Source organism: Lysinibacillus sp. NPDC056232, from assembly GCF_042267565.1.
Lineage (GTDB): Bacteria > Bacillota > Bacilli > Bacillales_A > Planococcaceae > Lysinibacillus.
Genome location: NZ_JBHJTF010000042.1, coordinates 1 through 15,867, shown reverse-complemented (window position 1 = coordinate 15,867; position 15,867 = coordinate 1). Strand labels below are relative to the sequence as shown.

The 15,867-nt window shown below is 36.5% G+C and carries 13 protein-coding genes; 4 read left to right on the top strand and 9 right to left on the bottom strand.

The window, feature by feature from the left end:
• Positions 1-22: 22 nt before the first annotated feature.
• Positions 23-973, bottom strand: coding sequence for an LCP family protein (locus ACFCYJ_RS22805; protein WP_376077422.1), 951 nt, complete (start codon positions 971-973; stop codon positions 23-25).
• Between the two features lie 175 nt (positions 974-1,148).
• Here ACFCYJ_RS22805 and msrA point away from each other — a divergent pair, with 175 nt between their 5' ends.
• A complete protein-coding gene (msrA, locus tag ACFCYJ_RS22800) occupies positions 1,149-1,673 on the top strand; it encodes a peptide-methionine (S)-S-oxide reductase MsrA (RefSeq protein ID WP_376077420.1) in 525 nt (174 codons plus the stop codon).
• A gap of 135 nt (positions 1,674-1,808) precedes the next feature.
• Here msrA and ACFCYJ_RS22795 read toward each other — a convergent pair whose 3' ends face one another.
• From ACFCYJ_RS22795 to ACFCYJ_RS22775, 5 genes are all read right to left on the bottom strand, one after another.
• Complete coding sequence (locus ACFCYJ_RS22795) at positions 1,809-2,198, bottom strand: YidH family protein (RefSeq protein ID WP_376077418.1); 390 nt, start codon at positions 2,196-2,198, stop codon at positions 1,809-1,811.
• A gap of 105 nt (positions 2,199-2,303) precedes the next feature.
• A complete protein-coding gene (locus ACFCYJ_RS22790) occupies positions 2,304-3,488 on the bottom strand; it encodes a serine hydrolase domain-containing protein (RefSeq protein ID WP_376077415.1) in 1,185 nt (394 codons plus the stop codon).
• Between the two features lie 16 nt (positions 3,489-3,504).
• Positions 3,505-4,740, bottom strand: a complete 1,236-nt coding sequence (locus ACFCYJ_RS22785; protein WP_376077412.1) for an MFS transporter — start codon at positions 4,738-4,740, stop codon at positions 3,505-3,507.
• Between the two features lie 156 nt (positions 4,741-4,896).
• Positions 4,897-6,474: a class I adenylate-forming enzyme family protein gene (locus ACFCYJ_RS22780; RefSeq protein ID WP_376077411.1), complete on the bottom strand. Its 1,578-nt coding sequence runs from the start codon at positions 6,472-6,474 to the stop codon at positions 4,897-4,899.
• 88 nt (positions 6,475-6,562) lie between these two features.
• On the bottom strand, positions 6,563-7,738 hold the full coding sequence (locus tag ACFCYJ_RS22775) for an acyl-CoA dehydrogenase family protein (RefSeq protein WP_376077408.1): 1,176 nt from the start codon (positions 7,736-7,738) through the stop codon (positions 6,563-6,565).
• A 173-nt stretch (positions 7,739-7,911) separates the two neighbouring features.
• On the opposite strand from ACFCYJ_RS22775, the gene ACFCYJ_RS22770 reads away from it, so the two are divergent.
• From ACFCYJ_RS22770 to ACFCYJ_RS22760, 3 genes are all read left to right on the top strand, one after another.
• Positions 7,912-8,820 (top strand): LysR family transcriptional regulator, encoded by a 909-nt coding sequence (locus tag ACFCYJ_RS22770; RefSeq protein WP_376077405.1) that lies wholly within the window; start codon positions 7,912-7,914, stop codon positions 8,818-8,820.
• Between the two features lie 1,523 nt (positions 8,821-10,343).
• Entirely contained in the window at positions 10,344-11,444 is a 1,101-nt protein-coding gene (locus ACFCYJ_RS22765) for a saccharopine dehydrogenase family protein (RefSeq protein ID WP_376077402.1), read from the top strand.
• Positions 11,445-11,586: 142 nt separating this feature from the next.
• The gene (locus ACFCYJ_RS22760; protein ID WP_376077399.1) at positions 11,587-11,934 is read left to right on the top strand and encodes a VOC family protein; all 348 of its coding nucleotides are present in this window, start codon (positions 11,587-11,589) and stop codon (positions 11,932-11,934) included.
• 179 nt (positions 11,935-12,113) lie between these two features.
• On the opposite strand, the gene ACFCYJ_RS22755 is transcribed toward ACFCYJ_RS22760, so the two are convergent.
• The 3 genes from ACFCYJ_RS22755 to ACFCYJ_RS22745 all read right to left on the bottom strand — a co-directional run bounded on the left by ACFCYJ_RS22755 (position 12,114) and on the right by ACFCYJ_RS22745 (position 15,767).
• On the bottom strand, positions 12,114-12,629 hold the full coding sequence (locus ACFCYJ_RS22755) for a hypothetical protein (RefSeq protein ID WP_376077396.1): 516 nt from the start codon (positions 12,627-12,629) through the stop codon (positions 12,114-12,116).
• Between the two features lie 256 nt (positions 12,630-12,885).
• On the bottom strand, positions 12,886-14,655 hold the full coding sequence (gene recQ, locus ACFCYJ_RS22750) for a DNA helicase RecQ (protein WP_376077393.1): 1,770 nt from the start codon (positions 14,653-14,655) through the stop codon (positions 12,886-12,888).
• 8 nt (positions 14,656-14,663) lie between these two features.
• A complete protein-coding gene (locus tag ACFCYJ_RS22745; protein WP_376077390.1) occupies positions 14,664-15,767 on the bottom strand; it encodes a TcaA NTF2-like domain-containing protein in 1,104 nt (367 codons plus the stop codon).
• Positions 15,768-15,867 lie beyond the last annotated feature (100 nt).

Sequence of the window (15,867 nt, the reverse complement as noted above, 5' to 3'; positions counted from 1 at the left end):
TAATCTTGGATTTTGCGAAAAATCACTCTAAGGAAATGCCTAAAAATTTACGTAAAAATTCTTTGTTTTTCTCTACATCCATAACAATTGAATCACCAACACCACTAAAGCTTTTGAAACTATAACTACCTTCAATTGGAATTGTTGCTTTTTCTATTTTGACTTTACCTTTCGACACCATTTTCAGCACTTGTTGAACCTCTTCAGCTGATGAATAGTCCGTTGTTATATATCCTTGTGCTGCACCAACGAATTTTGGTAAGTTCAACATATTTTGAGGTGATAAAACTTCATTCTTTAAGGCTTCGATAACCTTTTGCTGACGTGCTACGCGACCAAAATCCCCTTCAGCATCGTGACGGAATCGGGCAAAGCCAAGTAATTCTTTACCGTTTAAGTTATGGACACCTTGTTTTAATGAAACCCCAATATTTTCGGACATATCTTTGTCTACATCGATTTCAACTCCATTTGGCGCTAAAATATCTACAAGTGATTCAAAATTTTTAAAATCAATAATTGCATAATGATGAATCGGTAAGCCAAACATATTGCCGATCGTATCTTTTAATAATTGAACACCGTCTAAATAATAAGCCGTGTTAAGTTTATAGGATTTATAACCTGGAATCTCTGCATAAATATCTCGCATGAGTGACACGAGTTTCATATCATTTGTTTTCTTATTCCACGATAAAACCATCATTGTATCTGTACGTGATTTTTCTTCACCACGAGTATCGATCCCTAATAATAAATAGTTTTCCACATCGCCATTTACTGGGTCGCCCTTGAAATTCTCTTGAGCTACCTTTGTATCACTTGCCAATTTGAGTCCACTTCGATATTGCATAACGGAATAACCTGCAATTACGATGACACAAAGTAATATCAATGTGAAGAATGCTCTCCCTTTACGCAAGCGCCGTTTTTGGGGGCGCTGTGAGCGTCTTGAATAATCTTGCTCTTCCATAACTGTTAACTCCTCTATTTTTTATAGTAATGTAACGATTCAATCTAAAGAAAGGTTCATTTTATAGTATGTTGCGAATCCTATCCATATCTATGTAAAGGTTATTTTACACCCTTTTTGCCAAGAATGTACCAAATAATGCTATAATATTTTCACGAAAGAAAGGATGATGAATATGATCGAGAAAGCTTCGTTTGCTGGCGGTTGTTTTTGGTGCATGGTAAAACCATTTGTTGAATGGGAAGGTATACATAAGGTCACTTCCGGCTACATGGGTGGCGATTTACACAATCCTACTTATGAGGATGTCAAAAAAGGGACTTCTGGTCATTTAGAAGTAGTCGAAATTGAATTCGACCCTAGCGTTTTTAGTTATGAACAGCTCCTTGATATTTACTGGATGCAAATTGACCCAACGGATGCTTTTGGTCAATTCCATGACCGTGGTGAATCCTATACAACAGCAATCTTTACTTATTCAGAAGAACAAAAACGCATTGCAGAAGCTTCAAAGGAACAGCTAGCAAACAGTGGTCGCTTTGATAAACCTATTGTAACCACAATTCGCGATGCTAAGTACTTCTACCCTGCAGAAGATTATCATCAGGACTTTTATAAAAAAGAGTCAGAGCATTATCAGAAGGACCGTGCGATTTCTGGTCGTGATCAGTTCATCACTGAGCATTGGGATAAAGAGTAATTCCTTCATTAAAATGAATATAGCAAACTAAAAAACACGTATTTTGAATGATGTTTAGTCAAAATACGTGTTTTTATGTTTATATACTACCTTATTAAGTAGCCGTTTTCCCTCATACTGCACGCTATTAATAGCCTACAGAAATAATAAGAAAGAAAGGTACATAAAAATAATGAAAATTAAGATGGAAAAAAGGCAAGAAATAATAAAAATACAACGATATGAAGGATTAAATATACCATCCTGGATTTCTTTCCTTTTCCTTGAATATTGAAAAGTAGCCAGCACCCCTATTATAAAACCAATGATACAGGCGAAGATGCCGAGGCATATGGCTATGATATGAATATAATGTGTCGAGTTAACTTTAATCGTGAAATGCAAAGAAGTGGTCAAAAACCCTACTCCAACAATAGATATGCTAGTCCGTATCCAAGCTAAATACGTTCTTTCATTTGCTAAATGCTGCTGTGCATATTTTACACTATCTTCTGTTTCTTCTGTCCATTTATTTAAAGCCTCCATAAACGATAACCCTTCCCTATCCCTTTTTGAAAGTATCATATTCAGTGAACATAACTCTTAGATAGTCCCTTTAAAAGCTTCAAGCCCTCATGAATAGCTCTGATGTTATTGCTTTACTAAAAATTCTGTTATCGCTTGATACGCATCTGTTCCTTCTGATCTAGGGGAATGATAAGAAGATAATTTTACAATGACTGTATCAGCTTTTGATGTTATATGAATTCGCTGGTCAAACTTGCCTCGAGCAGAAAATCCCCCATATCGATCATGGCTAACCCACCATTGATTATGATAGGAGAATCCAGAAAGAAAATTATGAGTACTTTCCGCAAGAAATTTTGAGTTCCCCCCTTTTTGAATTTCCCTAATTATATGCTCCGGAATAATTTGTTGGCCATTATAGTAACCATCGTTACACAACATATCACCAAAACGTACCAAATCACGCAATGTAGCCCGCATACCGCCACTGGCTATATCTGTACCGATTTGATCTAAGTGCATTAAGGCATTTTCTTCTGCACCCAATTTAGACCATATAAATTCTTGAATTAATTCTGCCAAATCTTTTCCTGTTAAGCGTTTGATAATCCAGCCCAACGTTTCTGTTTGCCCATTATCATATTTAAATACAGTACCGGGACGTATATCTTTTTTGCTTGATATCATAAATTCATATAGATTTTCAGGTCCATTATAGTTATCGGGTTTTGGCATTGACCCAGATGCAATAAAAATTGGTGTCCCACGGCCTATTCCCATTGGCGTGTTAGCTTCCATATATTTCACAGGAACTTGCATATCAAGCAATTGCTGAATCGTTCCATCACCAAGACCTGTTCCTATTAATTCGGGAATGTAAAAAGAGGCCCTTTGATTTAAATCCAATACCCCTACATCAGCAAGTAAACTAACAATCAATCCGACAAATGATTTTGTAGCAGAGTTCAATGCATGAGGCTGATACGATTTATATCCATTAAAATAGTTCTCGTACAAAACTTTTCCTTTATGCAACACTAAAAAAGCATCTGTATTCGTTCTTTCAAGATACGCTAACACACTTTCATCCTTATTCACGTATATTTTTGCCAGATCTAATGAATCGTTAGCGTATGATAATGGGGAGGGCTTCTGGCTTCCTCTCCAGATAATACGGCAAGGACTCAGTTCACCGCTATGACAATACCCTTGCAAATTTTTTTGGGAAGTAAACCAATTCTCCTTCGTCACGATATCCGCTGAGTTTGGCGGAAAAACTTGCATTTTATTTGTTGTTAAATTCTGCATGACAATCTCTCCTTCATTAAAAAGAAGGCCCTATAAGCACATCTTCTTTTGATTCTTTACCTTTATTATTAATCGTTAATGCAGCAATTGCCCCAGTCAGTGCAGAAGCGATTAAAAACCAAAAAACAGCCGTATAAGATCCGTTGAAAATAGTAAGAACAAACCCAATGACCATTGGTGAGATCCCCCCAGCAATCTGTCCACCAAAGGAAACAAATCCTGTCACAGAACCAGTTAATTCCTTACCTGAATACTTAATAATCATTGTGTATAATGAAGTTCCGATAAACGAGATGGAGATAGCATTGAAGGTCAAAAAAACAATCCCAAGAGAGACAGATGTTGCATTAAACATCAAATATAGAAAGACACTGGAAGATAGTAATCCTCCCATTGCTAGGTATTTTTCTCTTCCAACCATATATTTATCTAAAATAATGCCGCTTACATTAAACATGATAAAGGAAGCAACATAAGGAATGGCCATCAAGACACTTGCAGATAACAAGTCCAAACCTTTACTTACCAAATAAGAAGGCATCCAGGTAATCATCCCCCAATTCACGATATTAGAAAAAAATTTCGTAAAGAGGAATTTCCAAAAATTATCGGTTTTAAATACCATTTTGTAAGGAACCTTGTTTTTATTTTGTTCCTTAGTATTTATTCGCTGATCTTCTGGAGATTTTAGATAAGTCCAACTGGCCCATGCTATAAAAACGCCTAAAATCCCAATGCTAACAAACATCCATCTCCACTCAAAGGAAACCAACAAAAAACCTATCGCAACAGAACCTATCACACCACCTGCCGTTTGTGCAGATAGAAAGAATGAACTGGCTCTTCCTCTTTCATTTTCGTCAAAGTTGTCAGTGATCGATCTCATACTGGCAGGAAAAACACTGCCTTCCGCTATACCAAACAGGAAACGAATTAAAAGCAACGAGATAAATGACCAGGCAAGACTTGTAAGTGCCGTAAAAAGCGAAAATCCTAATATAGAAAAGACCAACACCTTTCGTGCACCATACTTATCGGTAAGCCACCCTCCTACTGGGTGCATCAGAGCGTAGCTGAAAAAGAAGATACTTAAAACTAAACCTGATTCAAAAGAATTAAGATCTAAAGCTTTCTGAATTGGAATGATGGCTACATTCATTGATGTTTTATCAATGTAACTTAATACCGTCCCAATAAATAGTAGAATGATGATAATGGATTTACGCCTTTTATCAGCAGCATATACTTGCATTTTTATTCACTCCTTTTCGAAGTCTCGCTTTTTGATACGTACCCTTTGCGGCATTCCTTTAATGGTTGTAATCATAATCAACGTTTTAAAAATACCTTTTTAGTGACCATCTTTATTCGAATATTCATAAAAAACACTAACCGAATTTTGGGTTTTCTAATTCACCAAACGTGGTGTTTCTTCCCAAAAAGGTCTTCTTAGTTCTTTCTTATCAATCTTCCCAACCATTGTTAACGGTAAAGACGTCTCAAAAAAGATCTCTTTTGGAACCATATAAACTGAAGTACGTTCTTTACAAAACTCGATTAATTCTTCCTTCTTACAAGTTTCACCCTTACGTAGTACAACAAATAGACAGACCGCTTCACCCCAATCGTTATGCGGTATGCCTATGCAAGCGCTCATCGCCACCTTAGGATGCTGGTTCACGATCCTCTCTACTTCAGCAGGGTATACATTAAAACCGCCAGAAATGATCAAATCCTTTTTACGTTCGACAATATGAAGATAGCCATGTTCATCTAGTTTTCCGATATCCCCCGTAAAGAACCAGCCATCCCGGTATGCCTCTGCTGTCAGGTCTGCCCTTTTGTAATAACCAACGGAGACAGAAGGGGTATTGACAGCAATCTCCCCCGGTTGCAATGGTTTCACGTCTTGACCATTATCGTCAACCAAGCGAATTTGGCTCAGCATACACGGTTTTCCGCAGCTCTTTAACACATCAAGATTGTTCTCATAAGCAAAGAGGTGATCGCTTTTTGTAAGTCTCGCAATGACAATACTACATTCCGTCATCCCGTACTGCTGTCTAAAAATAGGTCCAAATATTTCAAATGCTTCTTTTAGACGTTCTGAAGAGATGGGTGAGGAACCATAGTTTATATTACGCAATGAGCTGACATCATAGCTTCTTCGCTTAGCCTCATCTATCAATCGATAAATAATAGTTGGAACCACAAAAGTGCTTGTAATCCGTTCTGTTTGTACAATCTGCATAAATACTTCTGGATGAAATGCCTTCATGATATATACATGACATCCAGATGCTAATGACCTCTGTAGTAACACTCCTGCAGCATGAATAATGGGTGTACAGAACAAAATCTTGTCTTGGTCATCGTAAGGATATTCCATACATGAAGCCATGAGTGATGCACCAAACCCTCGTTGAGAGTGCATGACCCCTTTTGGTGTCCCTGTTGTACCACCGGTGTACGATATGATTGCTAAGTCATCTAATGAGGCCACGGGGAACGCTACGTTTCCTGTTTTATCCTGTACATCAATAGAATAAAATTCCTCTGGGTATTTAACGTCGAAGCCTTGCAGACCAATAACTGTTACATTCTTTTTACCTGCCTCTTTTTGGTAGTTAAAGACCGCTTCTACATGTTTCTGAGTTGCCATAATAACAACTTGGGGCTCGGCATCTCTCAAGATAAAGTCAATCTCTCTAACACCCAACTTATCATTTAATGGGATAACAGTTGCCCCACATAGACTAACACCGAGATTATATACGACATTTTCTATACTATTTGGAATCAGAACCGCAACATGCGTTCCGATTTGTACGCCAAGACGTATTAACTGGCTTGCTACCGCCTCCACATGAACCCGTAATTCTCTGTAAGTGATAGTTTCATTTGTATCAACACAAGTAAGTGCTGGTTGATCATCAAATTTATTTATACTATTGAACAGAAAACCCTGAAAAGTTAATGTATCCATGAAAACTTCCTCTCCTTAGTAAAGTATAAAAATAGTTTTTCAATTCGAAACTCCGATTATGATTGAATTAGGTGTATTCTTTTTTCTTTTATTTGTTCAGCAATTCCTTAGCAATCATATTTTTCTGAATTTCAGATGTACCAGTCAAAATCCTAAACATCCGTACGTCTCTGTACATTTTCTCTACAGGGTGTCCTTTCATTAACCCTTGACCACCAAAGATTTGCACAGCCTTGTCAGCAACTCGATTAGCAACCTCTGAGGAATATAATTTAACCATCGATGCACTTCCTCTTAGATTTTCACCATGATCAATCTTTTCAATCACATCGTAGAGCATGCAACGTGCCGCATATATTTCAGTCGCCATCTCCGCTAACATATGTTGAATGGCTTGAAAATCTCCAATTGGTCTTCCAAACTGGATCCTCTGTTTGGCATGATTGGTAGATAAGTCTAATAATCGTTGTGCAACCCCAAGGTAGGTAGCGCCCCAAGACGCCCGATTTTCATTTATTCTACCAAGTCCCAGTATCAACCCCTTGCCAGGTTGACCGAGAATATTGGCAGATGGAACTCGGCAATGATTAAAGATTAGCTCGGCTGTGCTCCGTTCTCCGGAAATTGGAACCTGAATATTTCCTAATTCAAAACCTGGTCTTCCCTCTAATTGTTTCTCTACAATAAAAGCAGTTACTCTTTCACTAGCTGGCTCCACAATTTCCTTTGCCAACACAATAGCCCAATCTGCATATGGAGCAGCGCTAATAAAATGCTTTTTACCATGTAATATATAATGATCACCTTCGCGTACTGCCGTGGTTTGAATGGCACGGGCGTCGGATCCTGCCCCAGGTTCTGATAATGCAAAGCAACATCCCGCTTCAGCATTAATCACCGGCATTACATACTTTGTTATTTGATCCGGAGTGAATATGTTGAACATCTGGCCAATACGTAAAGGTCCCCCTATTTCACCTAAAACATGCCCCCATAAAGCAGCCCCTGATTTTGCTAGTTCTTCCTTTAGGACACATAGTCCTTTTAGGTTAAGTGACTGTCCTCCTACCTCCTTTGGAAGGTTGATGCCATAAAACCCGAGCTCCTTTGATCGCTTTCTGACCCATTTAATGTGTTCCATTGAAATCTCTTGTTCTGAATCAATTTCATGTTCACTTTCAAACGGTAACAACTCATTGTAAATGAACTTAAGTAACCTCTCTTTTAAATGTTGAATATTCTCGATTTGTACTGTTTCATGCATACTTTACTCCTCTCCAAAACACAATCTCCCTAAAATAGAAAGCGGTTTCATTTATTGTTTTTAGAATAGTTATAACATTCTTAATAATTATTTTATATATGGTTGTAGGTAAAGTAAAATGGTAATATATCATATATACTTGAATCAAATTCATACAAAAGAGGTGTAACGTTGTGCATTTAGAACAATTAAAATATATTGTTGAAGTAGCTAAAACACGTTCGATTTCCGTTGCTGCCCAAAACCTTCATGTTTCTCAATCGACCATTAGTAAGGCAATTACCAGTTTAGAGCAAGAATTACGCATTCAATTGTTTACACGTTCACGGTTAGGCGCCCTGCCAACAGCAGAGGGTAAAGACATTCTTAAAAAAGCGTATGAAATTGTTATTAAACTTGAAGAAATACAAGAAGAAGCGCAAGAGCAAGCATCATTCATAAGCGGAGAATTAAATATATCGGCCAGCCCTAGCTTTTTCCTACCAATTTTACTTGGAACATTAACTAACTTTAAAAAAGACTATCCTAACTTTCGTATACTCATGACAGAAAAAAAGTCACCAAATATTATTGAAGATGTTAGCCAAGGGAAGATTGACATCGGATTAGCTATGCTCGATGGAATCGATTGGAATGCACATGATGAGCTGATTTTCGAAACCTTATTAGAGGGCAAAATCATGGTATGTGTCAGCAAACATTCTCCATTCGCATTCAGCGATTATATAACGCCTGAGGAGTTAATAAATGAAACTATCGTGATGTATGATGGGGTAATATGGAAAGATTCCATTTCAATATTTTTGAATAAATATGGACCAATGAATATTTTATTTACATCTAACAATACCGAAGTTATTAAAAAGGCCGTAGCAGAAGGTTTAGCGATAAGCTTTTTGATGGATATAGCATTAAAAGATGATCATTATGTAAATAGTGGAGCCATTATCCCGATTCCATTAATAAATTTCGAATCTCATCAACGATCTTTCGGATGGGTACGATCAAAGAAAAAGCATTTTTCTTTGGCAGCTCGAGAGTTTTTAAAATACCTCAAATTTAATATCTCCAAGTTAGAATAACGTATGACAAAATAATTTAGGGAGCCTTTATATTAGCTTCTTAAATTTAATAATATGTGTATTTCTCGATAAATACAGGGTTTATACAGATATGAGCTCGTTCGAAAAAATCCATTTCTAATACTAAAAATTTGGCATTTTTTTTAATGTTTGTTACATTAATCGTCAGTTTACAGAAATTAATTTTTTATATAATCAAGGAATTTTTCTACTTTGAAGCTTATGGTAAATAGAGACTTATCATGTATCTCTTTAAAATCGAAATGTTTTAAAATTAGTGTATTAAAAATAATAAACGGTCTATACTATTAAAGATTTCACTTCAAATCCAATGACAAGGAGGGTTAACCCGATGAGTGGGGCTGACCGGTAACTCAGAAGGACCATCAAAGCTGAATGCAGCTAAAGCACAGTTGTCTTAAAGAATTTTAAGATCAATGCGGAAGCGAGGCAGTGTGTCATGGAGCACTATAAGTAAGTGAACATCAAGCCCGGAATATTAATTCCGGGTTCTTTTTTGTTTTATCCCCTCTTTCGTTATTCTTTAGGTGATTTTTTTAACTCCTTCAGCAAATGTTTTATGTAACGTAAGTGAAACGGCAGTTACAGATGTTTTGGTAGCGAAAGCGAAGCGTCAGCAAGAACACACGACAAAGTGACCAACAACACGTTGGCCCAAACTCACCGGTGGATGTCATGGAATCGAAAAGGACTTTATTTAGGATGTTAGCCGTTATCGCATCCATGCGATACGGCTAACTGATTTCATGTTGTTGCTGTCGCTTCGCTTTCGCACAGACAAAAACAAACACGTTGCTGTCTCTACGGTGGCACTGCGCTTTCGCACAAAAAACATCTACAGGCCTAAGCACAAAGTCGATTCAGGACGCAATTATGCCTAGGAATAATTGATCTCAAGGTATAGCCGTTGAATTTTTTCCTTTTTAATAACGTGTATAAAAAATAATGAACGGTCTATACTATTAAAGATTTCACTTCAAATCCAATGACAAGGAGGGTTAACCCGATGAGTGGGGCTGACCGATAACTCAGAAGGACCGTCAAAGCTGAATGCAGCTAAAGCACAGTTGTCTTAAAGAATTTTAAGATCAATGCGGAAGCGAGGCAGTGTGTCATGGAGCACTATAAGTAAGTGAACATCAAGCCCGGAATTTTAATTCCGGGTTCTTTTTTTGTTCCGGGACTACTCAGGATACAGTCAATATTTCAGGAAATTTCCGACACGAAAAAAGCCAAATACCTAATACTTTGTTGGTTCTATTGATTAGCCCAAATTGATTTTTTCAAATAAAGTGATTATTGGTTCCGTTTTTGGTGCTCATTGCAAAAAGGTAAATGGATATTTATGTTAAGATAGAGAAAGAATGTGAAAAAATCACTTACTCTACGGTCAAAGAGTTGAAGAACAATTATTCCATAATGTTAGTATCGGTTTTTGATACAGGGAGATTTTATTTAAAATTGAGTAAGCTGTTTTAAACTATGAGAAGGTGGGTTTTCTAGTGAAAAATATTTTAGTAATCGGCGGTTACGGTCAAGTCGGTACCGTAATCTGTAACACTTTATCTCAGATTTACCCTGGAAAAGTTATCGCGGCTGGTAGAAATTTTGAAAAGGCAAAAAAGTTTTCTTTGTCTATGAATGGCAAGGTTCTGCCGTTGAAACTAGATATTTATAATCTGGAGGCATCCCATGAAGTATTTACACACACACAGTTAGTAATAATGTGCCTTGACCAAAAAGATACTAATTTCGTTGAAATGTGTATTCAAAATAAAGTTCATTATATAGATATTTCCCCTTCCTATACTATCCTATCAAAAATTGAAAGCTTACATAGTAAAGCACTTGATTTGGGAACAACTTTAGTATTAGGGGTAGGTTTAGCGCCAGGTTTATCAAATTTAATGGTCAAAAATTTAGTCAATCAGGTTAATAAAGTTAACAGTACGGACACTTATCTAATGCTTGGGATTGGTGAAAAGCACGGCAATGACGGAGTAGAATGGTTGCTAAATAATATAAATAATAATTATTCGATATGTGAAAATGGTCAAAATAAGTATGTAAGTAGTTTTACTGATGCTAAATATGTAGAGTTACCTAAAAAATATGGGAAAAGGGTTGCTTATAGATTTAATCTGGCTGACCAACATATTCTCACTAAAACGCTTCATTTAGAAAACGTATCTTCTCGCTTCTTTTATGACTCGGACTTTACAACAAAAGAATTAGCTATACTTAAAAAGTTAGGAACTTTCAAGCTATTAAAATATAAATTCTTTAAAAATATTTTTGTAAATATATTTGTGGGAGCTTTACATATTTTTGATAAATTAAATATTGGCGCAAATGATTATTTAATTAAAGCGGAAGTACATGGGGAAATCGAGGGAAAAGAAGGAACCATTGAATCCGTATTATTTGGTTCAAATAATACAGAGATAACAGGTAATGTAGCCTCAATATTAGGGAATAAGTTAATCAAAAATAACTATTCAGCAGGTGTACACTACATAGAACAGCTTTTTGACTTAGACGATATATTATCAATTCTAGATGATAATATATCTTATAAGTATGAAATCAAATCCTTCAACTAACGAACGTTTTACATAAAGTAGCCCACCAAAATAGTCGATGTGAAAAATTGTACTTGAACTATTCGAGAGGTATAGTTGAAAAAGGAACTAAACATAAAATTGAAAAACGAAAAAATTTAAAGACAGACAGGAGTTAGATACGATGATAAAAGGTTTTGGAGGAATATTTTGGAGAACGAACAATCTTGACGTTATCAAAAAATGGTACAGTGAAGTGTTGAAAATGGAAATAGACAATTGGAATGGGACTGTGATTAAACCCGAATTAGGAAATGAGACGATCTTTTCATTCTTTAACGAAAATGACAGTTATTTTCCAACAGAACAACAAGTAATGTTAAATTTCCAAGTACATGATATAAACGAAACTATTAAGCATCTTGAACATATTGGTGTTCCTCTAGAGAAGGAAAAAGAAATAAGTGAATTTGGAAAGTTTATTTGGATTAAAGATCCTGAAGGTCGACTGATCGAGCTTTGGGAGAAATAGCGGTTTGTAATACTTTATAAATAAGGCTGTTTTCTTAAAGATTGTTGCTAAACTAAATCTTGAAGGACAACAAAAAACAGAGCTAATCTACAAAAATGCGTAGAAACAACTCTGTTTTTTTATAGTTCGAAAACCGAATCATCTACTAAAGCACCCTTTAGCACAATATCAAGTAAATGTTAATTTAATGGGTATTTAATTTTTTCGTTTAATTTCTCTGCTTGATTTATAAAGGAATCCATATCTGCACTTATAGTAATATTTAATCCTAATCCTACTTCACGAAGTGTTTCCCGCAATTCTTCAAAATTCTTTTTATCTTCTTCGGTTAAATCAACAAATCTATATAATTCATCATTAGGATATTGATTTAATTTAGAATATAAACGTTCCAGAATGTCGTTGTCACTTTTAGAAAGCGCTCCTAATTGCTTTCCCGTAGTCATACCAAGCCAAATTCCATTCAATACATCTCCTAATTCAGTTGTAACCAAATTGGGTTCAGACCAATTATCATCAATCTGATTTTTTATTAAACCTTCTAGTTCTACTAAATTATGCTGTACTTCCGTAACGAGAACTTGCTCTTTAACAAAATTCATTTTTATAATTCCCCAAGCTACAATTGCGATAAGAAATATGTTCAAACCTATGGAAATCCGAAATAGCACTTTTTTCTTTTTACTCAATTTCATTCTCCTCTCCAACAAAATTTTACTATAAATACCCTTTGTTGTTATTGAAGTATTCTGCCCCGTTAGCCATCCATGAAGTGCAAAAATCAGCACTTCACCACAGAAAATGAAAGATGATTAAGTTCTTTGGAGTTGAAAAGCACCAATCTTTTTGAAAATAGCTTTCTGCTTTTACTGCAACAATTTTTGAGAAAACAGCAATAAATAAAGAGGAAGTGCGTAATTCTGCTGAATTAAGCACTTCCCTTTTTTCTCTTTAAACTGTTTTCAAAAAAGACTGCAGAGCATCGAAGAAACGCTTACCATATTTTTCGAATTTTACTTCACCAATCCCACTAACATGTCGTAAATCTTCTAGCTCATTCGGTTTTTTGTCACATAAATCTCGTAATGTTTTATCAGAGAACACCACAAATGGTGGTACCTTTTCCTCATCTGCAATCTCTTTACGCAGTAATCGTAAATGCTCAAATAACGGATCATTGTCTACAAGCTTACGCACAGTAACAGCTTCTTTTCTCATGACTTGTTGATTCCCGAGTAGAACTTCTTTGCCTTCCTCTGAAACATAGATGGTTGGAAACGTGCCATGTTTAACGGCAAGTACGCCCTCAGCAATTAAAAACTCAATAAAAGTTGAAACATCCTTTGAGGAATATTGTCCTTTTAATATGCCATAGGTAGACAGCCTTGCAAAGCCAAATTCCGTGACCTTTTGATTTTTGGAACCAATTAACACTTGGGCCACCATCGTCTTACCGAATTTTTGCCCCATCCTTACGACACAAGCTAACACCTTTTGTGCATCTACCGTTACATCTTTAACTTCTCGTCCATCATTACAATTACTACAACGACTACAAGGCGTACCTGGTACTTCGCCAAAATACGTTAAGATGGCATTTTGTAAACAGCCTTCTGTATGGCAATAATCCACCATCGTTTGCAGCTTTCCTAATTCCTGTGCAATCCGTGTTTCATCCTGCGTCTGTTCAATTAAAAAGCGCTGTGTTTGAACATCGCCTGATGCATACAGTAAAATACAAGCACTTGGTAAGCCGTCACGCCCTGCACGTCCCGCTTCCTGATAATAGCTCTCCATATTGCGTGGCATTTGATAATGAATGACAAAGCGTACATTACTCTTATCAATACCCATTCCAAATGCATTGGTAGCTACCATAATGCGCGCCTCATCTTTTAAAAAGCGCTCCTGCTCTGACATACGCATGTCCTCTGATAGTCCCGCATGGTATTTTGCAACAGCTTCGCCAGAACGACTTAACAGCTCATAGATCGCGTCTACAGCCTTTCGTGTTGCCGCATAAATAATGCCCGCTTCATTTTTATTTTTCACTAAATAATTTTTAATGTAACGCTCTTTGTTTTCACCGATTAACACAGAGAACGCTAAATTGTCGCGCGAGAAACCAGTAATCACAGTTGATTCCTCGTCAATATCTAATAATTGTCTAATATCATCACAAACTGCTGGTGTAGCTGTAGCAGTAAGTGCTAAGACAGTTGGCTTTTGCGGCCACAACGTAAATAATTTTTGGATTGCTCGATAACTTGGTCTAAAATCATGCCCCCACTGGGATATACAGTGTGCTTCATCCACAGCAATCAAAGGTACAGATAAATTCGATAATACTTGTAAAAATGTTGCGCTCTCTAATCGCTCTGGCGCTATATAAAGAAGCTTTAAATAACCTGCACTTGCCAGCTGTATCGTTTCATTCACTTCTTGCACGGTCAAGGTACTATTAATATACGCGGCTGGAATATTTGCAGCACGCAATGCTTCTACCTGATCTTGCATCAGAGAAATTAAAGGGGATATGACGACTGTAAGGCCATCTAGCATAAGTGCCGGAATTTGATAGCAAATTGATTTACCTCCGCCAGTTGGCATCACACAAAGACTTGATTGACCTCGTAATGTTTGTTCAATAATTGGTGCCTGTCCATTGCGAAATGAATCATAGCCAAAATGATGTTGTAGCATTTGTCTTGCTTGCTCCATCCAACTTTTCACTCCTCAGTTATTAGACGAATAAGTTGATACTCGCCCTGTTCATTTTTATTTATTTCATATACCATCATAGAGTTCGCAAGTGCCTCTTGACCAGTAGAATTTGTTAGAACATATTCCGTTTTGGCACGAACAACAATAGTTTGTCCTTTCATACTGATGTTTTTAATCATCGTATTAGAAAAATAAATTTGCGCTTTTTTGGAACCATAATACGCAACCATATTATCTAGTGTACTTTGTAAATCGTTTGTACCTATGAAAGATTTCATGACACTAGCATCATGAACCTCAACAGCTGCTTTTAAATGCTTATGAAACGTATCTAAAAATAGCTTTATTTCATCGGCATTATGAGCAAAAATGTTCTTTCCGTATTGCTCAATAGCTTGCTGGACTTCTTCCTTGTCGCTCTTTTCTATATACGGATACAAATTTTTGGCTTGAGCTAGTCGATTACTTGGCTTCATACCAACTTCACACCATTCATCCAATAACATCATTATATCTTTAAATGGCAATATAAACGGCTGTGATACACCGTTTTCCTTGCGTTTCATATAGATGCCCACAAGTTCACCATTCTCCGCTTCTAGAACAGGACTCCCTATACGTATATTTTGTTCAGCATCTATGTAATAAGCTGCTACTCGGTCACTATATTTTTGAATGATGTGTGGTAAGCTATCGACATAAACAGCTAACTGATTTAATTCTCCATTATAGACGGTCGGCACCTTTACCGATGCGTTATATGGTACTTCCAAAATCGCTATGTTATAAGCAGTCGATAAATAGTGCACTTCAGCTTCCATCAGTTTATCATGATTAAATTGTACAAGCGCAGTTGGCTTTGAAGCCACGAGCGCCCCATTCGTCACAATATACAGCTTACCGTCCTCTTTTTTAATAATAATTCCTGCACCGATTCCGTTCTCCCCAACTACTTTTACTTCCGGTACAATTTTTTCTTGCTGCTTCGTCACAGCCTTTTCCGATTTCATATCGGTCTTTTTACTTTGAACCACCTCTGCCAATGTTTCATTGCCACAGCCCGTTAAAAGTAAAGTTGTTGCTCCAAGAATGAGCATCTTTTTCCACATACGTTCACCAAAACTTTCTTTCTACATCTTCCTATTCTATCATAAACAAGGTTACTCTACGTTTCAAGTTTACATAATAATATTATTATGTAATATATAT